Raw genomic sequence first — 13,176 nt, 5'->3', positions numbered from 1 at the left:
CTATAACGAAATGCAAAGGGGAAAGATACTCTTGAACAAAAAACAAATGCTACTCGGATCCTTTCTATGCTTACTCGCCGTCACTGCCTGGGGATTTATGTTTCCTGTAATGGCAAATGCTCTGCAATTTATCGATCCGTTCTTCTTCACAACGATTCGCTATGGATCAGCAGCTATTATTTTTCTTATTTTGCTATTAATTACTGAAGGGAAGACTTCACTCCGCTTAGAAAAAAGAACACTTTCTCTGTTCTTTTACGGGACAGTCGGTTTCGCAGGATATGGTTTTCTCGTTTTCTACGGACAACAACTTGCTGGACCTTCCGGAGCAATTCATGCAGCTATGATTCAGTCTCTTATGCCACTGATCGCCTTATCACTGCAATGGGTAACGAAAAATCGTCGCCCACAAAACTACACATTTCTTTGTATGTTCGTTGCATTACTTGGTGTGATGCTTGTCATTTCAAAAGGAAATATTCACTTATTATTTGGAGCTGCAAGCCACTTATCGACAAACATATTAATGCTATGCGGCGTTACTTGCTGGGTCATTTATACAAACGGAGGTGCTCGTTTTCAATCCTGGTCACCACTTAGGTACACGACATTAACTTGTTTATTTGGCTCCATTTCACTCATCGTTATTGTTACTTTCTTAACGTACACAAATATAGTTACTATGCCGTCACTGCGTAAAGTTGTGAGCGTTCGTTTTGAGCTCTTTTATATGTCGATTATCGCAGGAGTTATCGCTGTATTTTGCTGGAATATGGGAAATCGCTATATTTCATCTATTAACGGCATATTATTTATGAATTTAGTTCCTATTCTTGCACTGATCGGTTCTATCTTTCGAGGTTATACAGTCGATAAAATTGAAATCGCTGGAGCAACGTTAACAATTATCGCGCTATTATGTAACAATTTATGGCAAAGAAAAATAAACATAAAACTCCCCACCTCAGTTCGTTAGGTGGGGATTCTTCACATATGAACAGCTCTTGGCCATTCATGGTACATATTCGCTTTACATAATGCTTGTTCCATCCATTGCTCAATCTCTTTCGTGTACATTTCTATGAAAAATGTCTCAGACGGGAAAGAATGCAGTACTTCTGATATATATTGTGGATATAAAAACGGCATATTTATCATGCCTTTTAATTGCGTCATAAACATTGTAAATGATACTTTCTGAAATTCTTGTTTTATTTGTCCTTGCCTAATAATTTGCTCTATATAATATCTTTCTTTAGAAAAATAAACGGTCATCACTTCACGAATTAATGTCGTATCAAGCGAAAGCTCTCGGTAGAAGAAACGTGTTAGTTCTCTATTTTCAAATTGATATCGTAACATCCCACGCACCATTTGCACCATCACATCTTTAGCCGACAAATACTCTCTCTGTTCAAACGAAATTTCAATCACATGAATATACCCTTCTAAAAAATCAGTAATAAGCTGTTCTAATAAACCTTGCTTCCCAGCAAAATAATATGAAATATTCGCTACATTCACATCCGCTCGCTTTGCAATGTCTCGCACCGACGTTCCATCATAACCTTTCGTATTAAACAACGATATTGCCGCATCAATTACTTTTTGTTTCGTCTGCTTCATGCGCTCACTTCCTCTCAATGAACAGCTATAGTTTAAATTTCTTGACTTTTAAGACAAATTCCTTTAATTTTCTATCGACAAAGTCATGTGAAATACATCGTATTTTGCTAATATTTTACACATCTCGATAAAAAAGGAGCTGTTTCCATGTTTACTAAAGAAAGTTATGCAGGATCTCGCGTGCAGCAATATGAGACAGTAATTAAACAACTGGATGCGTTATTAACTGGCGAATCAAACGTAGTCGCAAACTTATCAAATGCGTCCGCATTATTAAACCAATTTTTAGATCGCGTTAATTGGGTTGGCTTTTATGTAACAGAAGGAAATCAGCTTGTCCTTGGACCGTTCCAAGGAATGCCTGCTTGCGTACGCATTCCATTTGGACGAGGCGTTTGCGGCGTAGCAGCTGAAACGAAAACAACTCAGCTTGTAGCGGACGTTCACCAATTCCCAGGTCACATCGCTTGCGATAGTGCTTCTAATTCGGAAATCGTTGTACCGATTGTGAAAGAAGGAGCTGTCATTGGTGTACTTGACATTGATAGTCCTGAAAAAAATCGTTTTGATGAAGTAGATCAGCGCTATTTAGAAAAGTTTGTGGAGACACTCCTAAAACATATGTAAAAAGAAAAGAGCGAGTTATCGACTTAGTACGTCCTGTACAAAACCGATAACTCACTCTTTTTTTATTGATTAACAGTAGATATTTTCTTTAATGCCTGCTCTAAATCAGAAACGATATCCTCCCACGATTCTAAACCGACCGATAAGCGTATTAAATTATCGAAAATGCCCATTTCTTTTCTTAGTTCAGCCGGAATCGCAGCGTGCGTCATCGTTGCTGGATGCTGAATTAATGTTTCTGTATCGCCTAAACTTACCGCAATTGTAATAAAGTGAAGATCATTAATAAACGCTTGCGTCTCTTCTTTTCCGCCTTTTACTGAAAAAGAAATAACACCGCCCCCGCGTTTCATTTGACGAGATGCTAACTCCCCTTCTGGATACCAAACATCTTCTACCACATCATGTTTTCTTAAGAACGATACAATTTTTTCTGCATTATCACAATGACGATCCATTCTTACTGCTAACGTCTTTAACCCGCGTAATAATAACCACGCATCAAACGGCGCCATAATACCGCCGATATCTTTTCGCATCGGGCGAATCTTTTCAGCTAACGCTTTCGTTTTACAAATCGTTACACCCGCTACAACGTCACCATGGCCACCAATATATTTTGTCGCACTATGCACAACAGCGTCACAGCCAAGCTCAAGCGGTCTTTGTAAATAAGGCGAACAAAACGTATTATCAACAATGACAAGTAAGCCATTTTGCTTCGCAACCTGAATCACTTGTTTTAAATTGATTAATTTCATTGTTGGATTAATCGGTGTTTCAACGAAAATAAGCTTTGTATTCGAACGAATTTTATTTTCAATATTAGCCTCTGTCTCCATGTCACAAAACGAATGCGTAATCATAAATTTTTCTTCTAACACTTCTAAAAAACCGTACGTACACCCATATAATCCGTTTGAACAAATAATATGATCTCCAGCCTTTAAAAAACCAATTAAAGTTGCTGAAATAGCTGCCATACCAGATCCGAAGGCAAGTGCCTCTTCTCCTCCTTCTAACACCGCCATACGTTCTTCAAATAATTTCACAGTTGGATTTCCAAGCCGTGAGTAAATATAAGATGGATCCACTCCCGCAAAACTCGCCTCTCCTTGCTGCGCAGTCTCAAATGTAAATGTAGAAGTTTGAAATAAAGGTGGTGTTAAACTTCCTTTATGTTCCTCAGGTGTATAACCGTGATGAATTAACGCTGTCTCCATATGCTTCTTTTTCATAAAAACATCCCCTTTATGTTTTTATCCCGCATATTCACCAATAAAAACTGATGAACGTTTTTACTACATTTTATGTAAGCGTTTTATTTGTGTTTCTATCTCTTCTTTTATATTGTTTTAAATTCCTTCTTATATTAATTTCCAAAATTTATATGCATAAAACAAAAACGTACTCGCTTGACGAAACTCTGGGTAAAAGATATAATAGCGTTTGTGTAAAATAAAAAGGCAGCCTTGTAATGTGAGTTTATCGTTTGTATTTTGTTCCTCTACGGAGGTGTATCTCGTAACTCCCTGCTGCTGGAGCGAAGGTACATGAAAACAAAATGCCCGTAAATATCGATTACGTCTGTTTTTATTTTACGTAAATAAAAACATTTTTAAAGGAGGAGTCAACTATGGCTCGTTATACAGGTCCAGCTTGGAAACTGTCTCGTCGTCTTGGAATCTCTCTAAGCGGCACAGGAAAAGAATTAGAAAAACGCCCTTACGCACCAGGTCCTCACGGTCCTAACCAACGTAAGAAACTTTCAGAATACGGTTTACAATTACAAGAGAAACAAAAACTTCGTCACATGTACGGCATGACTGAGCGTCAATTCCGTCGCACATTTGACCAAGCAGGTAAAATGCCTGGTAAGCACGGCGAAAACTTCATGATCCTTCTTGAAGCTCGTCTTGACAACTTAGTTTACCGTATGGGCTTAGCTCGCACTCGTCGTGCAGCTCGCCAATTAGTAAACCACGGTCACATCATGGTTGATGGCGCTCGCGTAGATATCCCATCTTACCGTGTAAAACCTAACCAAACTATCAGCGTTCGCGAAAAATCTAACAGCCTTGTTGTTGTTAAAGAAGCGATCGAAGTTAACAACTTCGTACCAGAATACTTAACTTTCGATGCTGACAAATTAGAAGCTACTTACACTCGTCACGCTGAGCGTGCTGAGTTACCAGCTGAAATCAACGAAGCATTAATCGTAGAGTTCTACTCTCGTTAATCTCGGTACTCTGCAAAGAGTAGTATTAAAAGCCTTAGGAACCTTGTTTATCAAGGAGCCTGGGCTTTTTTTATTGAATATAACCCGATTATATGCATAGAAACAGACCAATGTAACAAAATAAAAAAGAACTGCAAGTCTATAGTTAATAAAACTTAACCCCCTCTCTAGAATTCCATTCATTTTTTATCCACATTAATAAAAACCTCCCCCTTCTTCTAACACTTAAAAACACTACATTCTATCCCATAACTCATTTTTCTTTGCTGTACTCTCCTTTTCTTAACATTATTTTTACAACGTATTTATTTGTACATAATCTATACCTTCCCTTTTTCTATTTACATTCAACTAAAAAACCTCTTCATTACCAGATCATCCGAATGAGATTATAAAACTTAATGAAAGAGTACCTTTTTCGCTAAATAATTAGAATATTACATTTACAATCACTTCCTTAAATTGGTATTATTTTTCTTGTAAGGGGAGGGAAAGTTCATGTCTTTAAATATGTATCTCGGTCAAGTAAAAGCTCAAACAGAAAGTATGAACGCTTTCTGTAACGCTACTATTCAAGGAATGGAACAAATTATTCATTCTATTAATGCTTTTGCATTGGATACTGTTCTACAAGGACAAACATATAGCAGTGCAAAAGCATATTTCTTACAAACCTTTCGTCCGTTAGCACAAGGAATCATTTACTTATGCGAAGAATTAATCCGTCAAAATGATGCTTTTCCAAGAGACTTTCAATCACAGGTAGCTTCTACAGATGTTATCGAACAGGAGATATTAGAACAAATTCGAGAAATCGATCGAATGATAGCAAGTACAGAAGCGCTCAACCAAACTATGCCGATCCCAGGTATGGACGCTATGGTAAATCTTTTTACTGTCATGAGGCAAAAACTGCAAGAAAAATTAGAACATCTATATGAATTTAATTATACTTCTAGTAATAATTATGATACTGCACTCCAACTAGCCGCTAGCATTGCGACAGGTTTGGCGGAAGTTCAAAGTGGAAAAGGTTTTAGTCCTGCAAGTGGTACATTTAGTACGCAAGGGTTGAATATGGAGTGGACGGGTCCTATTCAAGCAATTACAGAAGAAAAAAAACGAAAAGCTGATCATTTAATTAAAGATGGAGAAATGTGCGGTAGGCTAGAAGAAACATCTGCGATTAAAAAAGCTTGGGGCGATAAGGTAGACAGTGTAGTTGAAATGTTCGAAACAGTAAAAAAGATATGGAATGGTACTGTAATCGGAACAGGGAAATCTGTTGAAGATGCAATCAAGTCCATGGAAACTTTAAGTAATATGAATATAAGGAATATGGATATAGAAACTTTTATTAATGTTACATATGCGATTTTACATTTGGATGAAACGGCGAAAAATATGTGGCATACATTTTCAAGTACCGTGAAACGAGATATGATAAATGGAGATGCAGAGAGCCGTACGCAATGGATTACTTATGCATTAACCCAAATAGGTATTGGTCTAATCGCCGACAAGGGATTAGGTAGAGCAGGACTTGTTATAAAAGGAGTAAAAGCATCAAGTGGAGCAAGTACATTAACAAAAGGAGTAACACTAATAAAAGAAATGAAGCACGCATCTGAGATTTTACAATCTTTTAAGAAAGATGTTTCTTATGCTTTCTCTGGTGGAACTATCATAACCAAGATACCTCAAAGCGAATTGAATCAAGCCTACTATAATTTTGCAAAGACTACGATTTCAAGTGCACAAAAAAGAAATTCTCCAGGAACAGTAACTTCAAGTTTTAATCTTGAACGAAGTTTAGGGACTCAAAAGAAACTAATGTATAATAAAGGTTCAATTGGTGTTATTCCACAAGAAATTCGAAATAAGCTAATTGGAAAAAATTTCAACTCCTTTGATGATTTTAGAAAAGAGTTTTGGAAAACAGTTGCTGATTCAGACTATGCGACAGAATTTAACCAAAGAAATATAAACCTTATGAAAGAGGGTAAAGCTCCATTCGCTCCATTATCTGAGAAGTATGGTCAGCACAATCAATATATTTTGCACCATAAACAACCAATTCACCAGGGTGGAGATGTGTACAATCTCGATAACTTAATAATTGTTTCTCCTAAAATGCATCAAAATGTTTTAGATCGTTCATATCATTTCGGTAAAAAAGGTTAATGATTATGAAAGGATGGTTAGTATGACACTCAAAATGACAAAAGAAGAACTTATTGAACTTGTAACAAAGATTTGTAATCCTAAATTACCTGAAGAAGAACTTAATGAATACGTAAACCAATTTAATAATAGCGGTGTACCTCATCCCGCTCCAAGTGATATAATCTTTTGGGATTTTAGGGATTTAACACCGGAAGAAATAGTAGAGATTGCATTAAATTACAAAGAAGAAGAAAACTAAAACATGTAAAGAATAAGCCGCCCCGAAAAAACGAGCGGCTTTCTTCATTATCTAATTCATTTTATACTGTCCTATTTGTTCTAATGTTAGTATTTCTTTTCAATGCTAATACAACATTAGAATTATCATTTCTGAATTTAGCCAGTTTACCTTCTTCTAACACTTAAAAACACTACATTCTACCCCATAACTCATTTTTCTTTGCTGTACTTTCTTTTTGTTAACATGATTTTTACAACGTATTTATGTGTACATTCTCTATACCTTCCCTTTTTCTATTTACATTCAATCTTAAAAACCTCTTCATCACCCGAGCATCTGAATAAGATTAAAAAAACTTAATGAACTAGTATCTCTTTAACCGTAGAATTATTAGAATATTCAATTTACAACCCATTCCTTAAATTGGTATTATTTTCTTGTAAGGGGAGGGAAAGTTACTAGAAGGAAGACATATTTTAGAGATTCCAACATCTAATAAAAAATTCAAAAAAATAGATGAATATATCAAGCTAGCAAAAGAAAAATATGATATTGATATTAGATTTAGGGAGGAATAATTGATGGCGTATGATTTAGAACCCGAAATTAAAGAGGTACTTGAGAAAATTGATTTTATTCAGAGATATAAAGCATTATCAAAACAATTTCCAGATAGAGAAAACACATTTGAAAACTATGAAAACGAAAAAGTAATTGCAGTATTTGAGTCTCTTGGCTATAAAGCTCGTTTTATGAAAAAGGAAAACTTTTTATTGTTGGTGAAGTAAAGAACAAGGATTTCTATACTTTCAGATTCAATATCAGCTTAAAATATGGGCTTGTTGAGTTCATTTGGTCTGCAAGGTATAATGGTGAAGTTAGAGTTGGGAATTCATGGGATATGTTTGTAAAAGTATTATCCAATGGTTCTGAAAGGTTGCCGGCAGTATGCTTCCACAGTTACGATGAACTCAAAGAAATCATGAAAATTGCCTTTGAAATGTACGAAGATTTTAAGCGAGAATTAATTCCTATTTATTCATGATTTAAAAAGCTACCGAAGACACCAAAACAGTTACTTCGAGTAGCTTTTATTTATATATATTAAAGTTATTTATTTTCCTCTTTTTGAACATATACATAAGCATCTTTCTGCTCTTTATGTATATCAACCTTCGAATTCTCTGCAAGTTGACCCGCGTTTAGCAAAGAAAAAATAATCAACGCTTCTAGTGACATTTCGTTTTACCACTCCTTTCTAATTGTTATACGTTTATCATACCGCTTACATGTGATTTCCGTATGAACTCGAAAAGGAGATTAAAACAAAAAAGCTTTGAGGAAATTCCTCAAAGCTTTTTATTTATTAGTAACGAATTAAGAAATATTTCTTCTTACCGCGGCGAATGATTGTGAATTTACCTTCGATGCGGTCGTTTTCTGTTACAACGTAGTCTAATGCTTGTGTACGCTCACCATTTACGTAGATTGCGCCGTTCGTTACATCTTCACGTGCTTGACGTTTTGATGGAGAGATTTTGCTTTCTACAAGTAAGTCGATTAATACTGTATCTTCTGCAGTACGTTCTACAGATGGTACGTCTTTGAATCCTTGCTCGATTTCGCTTGCAGTCAGTTCTGCTACAGAACCGCTGAATAATGCAGCTGAAATTTTAATCGCTTGCTCGAATGCTTCTTCACCATGAACAAGTTTTGTCATTTCAGAACCTAATGCTTTTTGTGCTGCACGTTTTTCTGGCGCTTCAGCTACTTGCTTTTCAAGCTCAAGAATTTCTTCGTGAGATAAGAATGTGAAGTATTTTAAGTATTTAACAACGTCGCGGTCATCTGTGTTGATCCAGAATTGGTAGAACTCGTAAGGAGTTGTTTTCTCTGGGTCTAACCAAATTGCGCCGCCTTCTGTTTTACCAAACTTCGTACCGTCAGATTTTGTAACAAGTGGAATTGTTAAACCGAATGCTTTCGCATCTTCTTCTGATTTACGGATTAATTCAAGACCAGCTGTAATGTTACCCCATTGGTCACTACCACCGATTTGCAGACGGCAATTATGTTGTTGGTATAAGTTTAAGAAGTCGTATGATTGTAAAATCATGTAACTGAACTCAGTGAATGAAATACCAGTTTCTAAACGAGATGCTACTGTATCTTTTGCTAACATATAGTTTAAACCGAAGTTTTTACCGATATCGCGTAAGAATGAAATGACATCTAAGCTACCAAGCCAGTCGTAGTTGTTAGCCATCGTTGCTGGGTTGTCCACGTTTTCAAACTCTAAGAAGTTTGAAAGTTGGTTTTTAATGCTTTCTGTGTAGTAAGCAACTGTATCTTTCGTATTTAATGTACGTTCTGCTTTTTTACCACTCGGGTCACCGATCATACCAGTACCACCGCCAACAAGTGCGATTGGTTGGTGACCAGCTAATTGGAAACGACGTAACATTAATACTGGTAACATATGACCAATGTGTAAGCTATCCGCTGTCGGGTCGAAACCACAGTATAATTTAACGCTTTCTTTTTCTAATAATTGCTCAAGGCCCTCAGCATCTGTTTGCTGATTAATTAGACCGCGAAATTCAAGATCTTGTAAAATACCCATATCCTACATACTCTCCTTTAAGTTCATTACTGGCGTGAAGGTTAAAAACATAAAAAAATCGCCCCTTCAAATAAGGGACGATTTTGATCATCGCGTTACCACCCTAGTTGCAGGCAAAAAAAGCCTACCACCTTATTTACATAACGGCTTAGCACCGTCTTTTCCCTTTTGAATACAATTCAATCGAAAAAAGATGCTCTAGGGGCGTAATTCGCGATCATCTATGTGCTGATTTTCACCGGCCATCAGCTCTCTAAAACAGGGAAATGATCACTACTTCTCCCTTTCCACGCTCAATTATTCATATACTTTTCTTTATACCATCATTTATATAGGCATGTCAAATAGAGGTGGAATTTCACTTCTCTCCAATCCTTTACAACGTCGCAAAGAGTAATTTATTAGACATATAAAAGCCTCCCTCATCTATTCTTTCATAAATGTATACAGACGAGGAAGGCACTTCGTTCAAATATTATTTTAGTTTTTTTATAATCTTTGCAGGATTCCCGCCAACTACTACATTATTAGGCACATCTTTCGTTACGACAGCACCAGATGCGATCACCGCATTGTCTCCAATTGTTACACCTGGATTAATAATTGCTCTTCCGCCAATCCATACGTTATCGCCAATTGTAACTGGTTTTCCGTATTCTGATCCGCTTATACGCTCTACCGGATCAAGCGGGTGCGTTGCTGTATAAATGTGAACACCTGGAGCTAACATACAGTTCACTCCGATTGTTACCGGGCATACGTCTAAAATCGTGCAGTCAAAGTTCGCGTAAAAATTTTCACCGACATGAATGTTATAGCCGTAATCACATCTAAAAGAAGATTCAAGATGAATATTATCTCCTGTCGTTCCGAATAATTCTTTTATGATTTCGCTACGCTCTTTCAATTGCTCTTCTGGCGTATCATTTAATTTTCTCGTTAATATACGTGCTTGCTCTCTTTCTTGTACTAAAACTGGATCAGCCGGTATATACATTTCTCCTAGTATCATCTTTTCTTTTTCTGTTTTCATCATACTACCCCCGTTAACTTATATATATAAGTTAATAATAACATAAAAAAAGGCCTGAACATTTTTTCGTTCAGACCTTCCTCTCTTAATCTTCCATCGTTGATAAGTCACCTGTTGGTAAATTCAGCTCCCACGCTTTTAATACGCGGCGCATAATTTTACCACTTCTCGTTTTCGGTAATTTATCTCTAAATTCAATTTGTCGTGGCGCTGCATGAGCTGCTAGGCCTTTCTTTACAAATTGACGAATTTCTTCTTTTAATTCATCAGATGGTTCGTATCCTGCTCGAAGTGCGATAAATGCTTTAATAATTTCGCCACGCACTGGATCAGGAATACCAATTACACCTGCTTCTGCAACAGCAGCATGCTCGATTAATTTACTTTCTACTTCAAACGGACCAACGCGCTCACCTGACGTCATAATTACATCGTCAATACGTCCTTGGAACCAGAAGTATCCATCTTCATCCATATAGGCAGAGTCACCTGATACGTACCAATCTCCCGGCATGAAATAAGATTCATACTTTTGCTGGTTATTCCAGATCCCGCGCATCATAGATGGCCAACCTTTCGCAATTGCTAAGTTACCCATTGTGTATGGAGGAACTTCATTTCCTTCATTATCAACAATCGCTGCTTTTACACCTGGAATGGGTTTACCCATTGAACCTGGACGGATTTCCATACAAGGGTAGTTACAAATAACTTGTCCACCTGTTTCTGTCATCCACCACGTATCATGAATACGAAGTCCAAATGCATTCATACCCCAGCGAATTACTTCTGGATTTAACGGCTCACCAACGCTTAATACGTGGCGAACTTGTGATAAGTCATATTTTTTAATTGCGTCTTGTCCAGCTCCCATTAACATACGGAACGCTGTCGGTGCACTATACCAAACTGTTACACCGTAATCTTGCAGTGCTTCATACCAAGCTTCCGGACTAAATCGCCCACCTAAAATAACATTTGACGCTCCAACTAACCACGGTGCGAAAATACCGTAAGCAGTTCCCGTTACCCAGCCTGGATCAGCTGTGCACCAATATACATCGTCTTCTTTTAAATCTAATACCCATTTCGCCGTTTGATAGTGCTGAACCATTGCATTTTGCGCATGAAGCACACCTTTTGGCTTACCAGTAGAACCAGACGTATAGTGAAGAATTAAACCATCTTCACGGCCTAACCATTCAATATGTAATTCTTTTGAAGCTTGTTCAAATAAAGGATTGAACGCTACCGTTTTACCGCCTTCTTCTACATTATCTCCAACAAGAAAAACTGTTTTTAAAGCAGGTAAATCATTTAATGGTACACGCTCTAATAACTCAGGCGTTGTAATTAACACCTTCGCTTCACTATCTTCTAAACGATCGCGAACCGCACCTTCCATAAATGCTTCAAATAACGGTCCAACAATTGCTCCTAATTTCACTGCACCTAAAAGTGCGAAATATAATTCTGGAGAACGTGGCATAAAAATAAAAACGCGATCGCCTTTTTCTACATCGCCATAATTCTTAAGGACGTTTCCTGCTTTATTAGAAAAATCCTTCATTTCCTTAAATGTATATTTCTCTTTTCGCGATCCATCTTGATAATAAAGAGCTACTTTATTCTTTCGATCGGATTTCGCATGCTTATCAATTGCCTCATACGCCATATTTACTCGGCCTGTTTCATTCCAAGTAAAGTTTTTATTAACCTCTTCCCAGTTAAAATTCGCGTATGCCTCATCATAATTCGGCAAATTATTTTCTCCTTTAATGACAGGAAGCGTTTCTACTTTCATACTTTACATCCCCCTCCTATGTATTCTATTATCTATTATAATGACATTATTTAAAATTTTCAGTATATTTGTTGATTTTTAGACAAATTTTTAATGACAAAATTCGATTCACATCGCATATATTATAAAGTACGATATTAATAGATTCACAAACCCTCAAGGTGGTGAGCAATACATTGATTCATAAAAAAATATATAATGCTAGAAACTTAAAAACAGCGAAAGGCACTTTAATTATTGAAGGTCCTGTCTCTACACATAACTTAGAAATGTATGAGTTTCATCCAGACTTAATTGCGTTTCGTCCTGCCGAGCAACAATATAAAGCAATTGTCGAAATTTCTAAATTACCAGAAGCTCGTCTCATTATTGCTAGACATGACCAAACAATTGTTGGATATGTTACATACTTGTATCCTGATCCACTTGAACGATGGTCAGAAGGAAAAATAGAAAACTTAATTGAGCTTGGGGCAATTGAAGTAGTTCCAGCCTTCCGCGGGAGTTCTGTCGGAAAGAACTTACTAGAGGTTTCTATGATGGACGATTATATGGAAGATTACATTATATTGACGACTGAATATTATTGGCACTGGGATTTGAAACAAACAGGATTAAATGTTTGGGAATACCGAAAAGTAATGGAAAAGATGATGAATGCCGGCGGGTTACAATGGATGGCTACAGACGATCCTGAAATTTGTTCACATCCCGCCAACTGTTTAATGGTCCGCATCGGTAAACGCGTTGATACGGATTCTATTCAAGCTTTTGATCGTCTACGTTTTCACAATCGTTTTATGTATTAATAAAGGGG

12 protein-coding genes, 1 pseudogene and 1 other annotated feature are annotated in these 13,176 nt (G+C 36.8%); of the genes and pseudogenes, 7 read left to right on the top strand and 6 right to left on the bottom strand.

The window, feature by feature from the left end; translation table 11 throughout:
* The first annotated feature begins 31 nt into the window (after positions 1 to 31).
* Positions 32 to 976, top strand: a complete 945-nt coding sequence (locus N2V92_RS11690; protein WP_001036055.1) for a DMT family transporter — start codon at positions 32 to 34, stop codon at positions 974 to 976.
* A gap of 11 nt (positions 977 to 987) precedes the next feature.
* Here N2V92_RS11690 and refZ read toward each other — a convergent pair whose 3' ends face one another.
* Positions 988 to 1,626, bottom strand: a complete 639-nt coding sequence (gene refZ, locus N2V92_RS11685) for a forespore capture DNA-binding protein RefZ (RefSeq protein WP_000814913.1) — start codon at positions 1,624 to 1,626, stop codon at positions 988 to 990.
* A 147-nt stretch (positions 1,627 to 1,773) separates the two neighbouring features.
* Between refZ and N2V92_RS11680 the strand changes: the two genes are divergently transcribed.
* Positions 1,774 to 2,253, top strand: a complete 480-nt coding sequence (locus N2V92_RS11680; protein WP_000494340.1) for a GAF domain-containing protein — start codon at positions 1,774 to 1,776, stop codon at positions 2,251 to 2,253.
* Positions 2,254 to 2,315: 62 nt separating this feature from the next.
* Here the strand turns inward: N2V92_RS11680 and megL are convergent, their stop codons facing one another.
* On the bottom strand, positions 2,316 to 3,491 hold the full coding sequence (gene megL / locus N2V92_RS11675; protein WP_016077216.1) for a methionine gamma-lyase: 1,176 nt from the start codon (positions 3,489 to 3,491) through the stop codon (positions 2,316 to 2,318).
* Positions 3,492 to 3,889: 398 nt separating this feature from the next.
* Here megL and rpsD point away from each other — a divergent pair, with 398 nt between their 5' ends.
* From rpsD to N2V92_RS11655, 4 genes and pseudogenes are all read left to right on the top strand, one after another.
* Positions 3,890 to 4,492 carry a 30S ribosomal protein S4 gene (gene rpsD / locus N2V92_RS11670; protein WP_000135320.1) on the top strand — a complete coding sequence of 201 codons (603 nt, stop codon included), beginning with the start codon at positions 3,890 to 3,892 and terminating at the stop codon, positions 4,490 to 4,492.
* A gap of 498 nt (positions 4,493 to 4,990) precedes the next feature.
* Positions 4,991 to 6,676, top strand: a complete 1,686-nt coding sequence (locus tag N2V92_RS11665; protein WP_000056154.1) for a T7SS effector LXG polymorphic toxin — start codon at positions 4,991 to 4,993, stop codon at positions 6,674 to 6,676.
* Between the two features lie 22 nt (positions 6,677 to 6,698).
* Positions 6,699 to 6,917 (top strand): bacteriocin immunity protein, encoded by a 219-nt coding sequence (locus N2V92_RS11660; protein WP_000172895.1) that lies wholly within the window; start codon positions 6,699 to 6,701, stop codon positions 6,915 to 6,917.
* A gap of 563 nt (positions 6,918 to 7,480) precedes the next feature.
* A pseudogene (locus tag N2V92_RS11655) lies at positions 7,481 to 7,944 on the top strand (hypothetical protein).
* Between the two features lie 65 nt (positions 7,945 to 8,009).
* On the opposite strand, the gene N2V92_RS11650 reads toward N2V92_RS11655, so the two are convergent.
* The 4 genes from N2V92_RS11650 to acsA form a co-directional block, all read right to left on the bottom strand.
* Entirely contained in the window at positions 8,010 to 8,138 is a 129-nt protein-coding gene (locus N2V92_RS11650) for a hypothetical protein (protein ID WP_000050940.1), read from the bottom strand.
* Positions 8,139 to 8,265: 127 nt separating this feature from the next.
* Complete coding sequence (gene tyrS / locus N2V92_RS11645; protein WP_000512089.1) at positions 8,266 to 9,522, bottom strand: tyrosine--tRNA ligase; 1,257 nt, start codon at positions 9,520 to 9,522, stop codon at positions 8,266 to 8,268.
* A gap of 70 nt (positions 9,523 to 9,592) precedes the next feature.
* Positions 9,593 to 9,821 (bottom strand) — a binding site (T-box leader).
* 176 nt (positions 9,822 to 9,997) lie between these two features.
* Entirely contained in the window at positions 9,998 to 10,558 is a 561-nt protein-coding gene (locus N2V92_RS11640; RefSeq protein WP_003257681.1) for a maltose acetyltransferase domain-containing protein, read from the bottom strand.
* 82 nt (positions 10,559 to 10,640) lie between these two features.
* Positions 10,641 to 12,359 (bottom strand): acetate--CoA ligase, encoded by a 1,719-nt coding sequence (gene acsA, locus N2V92_RS11635; RefSeq protein ID WP_000862049.1) that lies wholly within the window; start codon positions 12,357 to 12,359, stop codon positions 10,641 to 10,643.
* Between the two features lie 176 nt (positions 12,360 to 12,535).
* Between acsA and acuA the strand changes: the two genes are divergently transcribed.
* Positions 12,536 to 13,168, top strand: coding sequence for an acetoin utilization protein acetyltransferase AcuA (acuA, locus tag N2V92_RS11630; protein WP_016077213.1), 633 nt, complete (start codon positions 12,536 to 12,538; stop codon positions 13,166 to 13,168).
* The last annotated feature ends 8 nt before the right edge of the window (positions 13,169 to 13,176 follow it).

The sequence above is a fragment of the Bacillus sp. CH_48 genome (genome assembly GCF_038008465.1).
Classification (GTDB): domain Bacteria; phylum Bacillota; class Bacilli; order Bacillales; family Bacillaceae_G; genus Bacillus_A; species Bacillus_A thuringiensis_S.
This window is presented reverse-complemented; position numbering and strand designations above follow the sequence as displayed.

Excerpts from the sequence above, each read along its gene's own strand:
- refZ (WP_000814913.1), bottom strand. The coding sequence starts at position 1,626 with ATGAAGCAGACGAAACAAAAAGTAATTGATGCGGCAATATCGTTGTTT.
- N2V92_RS11680 (WP_000494340.1), top strand. The coding sequence starts at position 1,774 with ATGTTTACTAAAGAAAGTTATGCAGGATCTCGCGTGCAGCAATATGAG.
- megL (WP_016077216.1), bottom strand. The coding sequence starts at position 3,491 with ATGAAAAAGAAGCATATGGAGACAGCGTTAATTCATCACGGTTATACA.
- rpsD (WP_000135320.1), top strand. The coding sequence starts at position 3,890 with ATGGCTCGTTATACAGGTCCAGCTTGGAAACTGTCTCGTCGTCTTGGA.
- N2V92_RS11665 (WP_000056154.1), top strand. The coding sequence starts at position 4,991 with ATGTCTTTAAATATGTATCTCGGTCAAGTAAAAGCTCAAACAGAAAGT.
- N2V92_RS11660 (WP_000172895.1), top strand. The coding sequence starts at position 6,699 with ATGACACTCAAAATGACAAAAGAAGAACTTATTGAACTTGTAACAAAG.
- N2V92_RS11650 (WP_000050940.1), bottom strand. The coding sequence starts at position 8,138 with ATGTCACTAGAAGCGTTGATTATTTTTTCTTTGCTAAACGCGGGTCAA.
- tyrS (WP_000512089.1), bottom strand. The coding sequence starts at position 9,522 with ATGGGTATTTTACAAGATCTTGAATTTCGCGGTCTAATTAATCAGCAA.
- N2V92_RS11640 (WP_003257681.1), bottom strand. The coding sequence starts at position 10,558 with ATGATGAAAACAGAAAAAGAAAAGATGATACTAGGAGAAATGTATATA.
- acsA (WP_000862049.1), bottom strand. The coding sequence starts at position 12,359 with ATGAAAGTAGAAACGCTTCCTGTCATTAAAGGAGAAAATAATTTGCCG.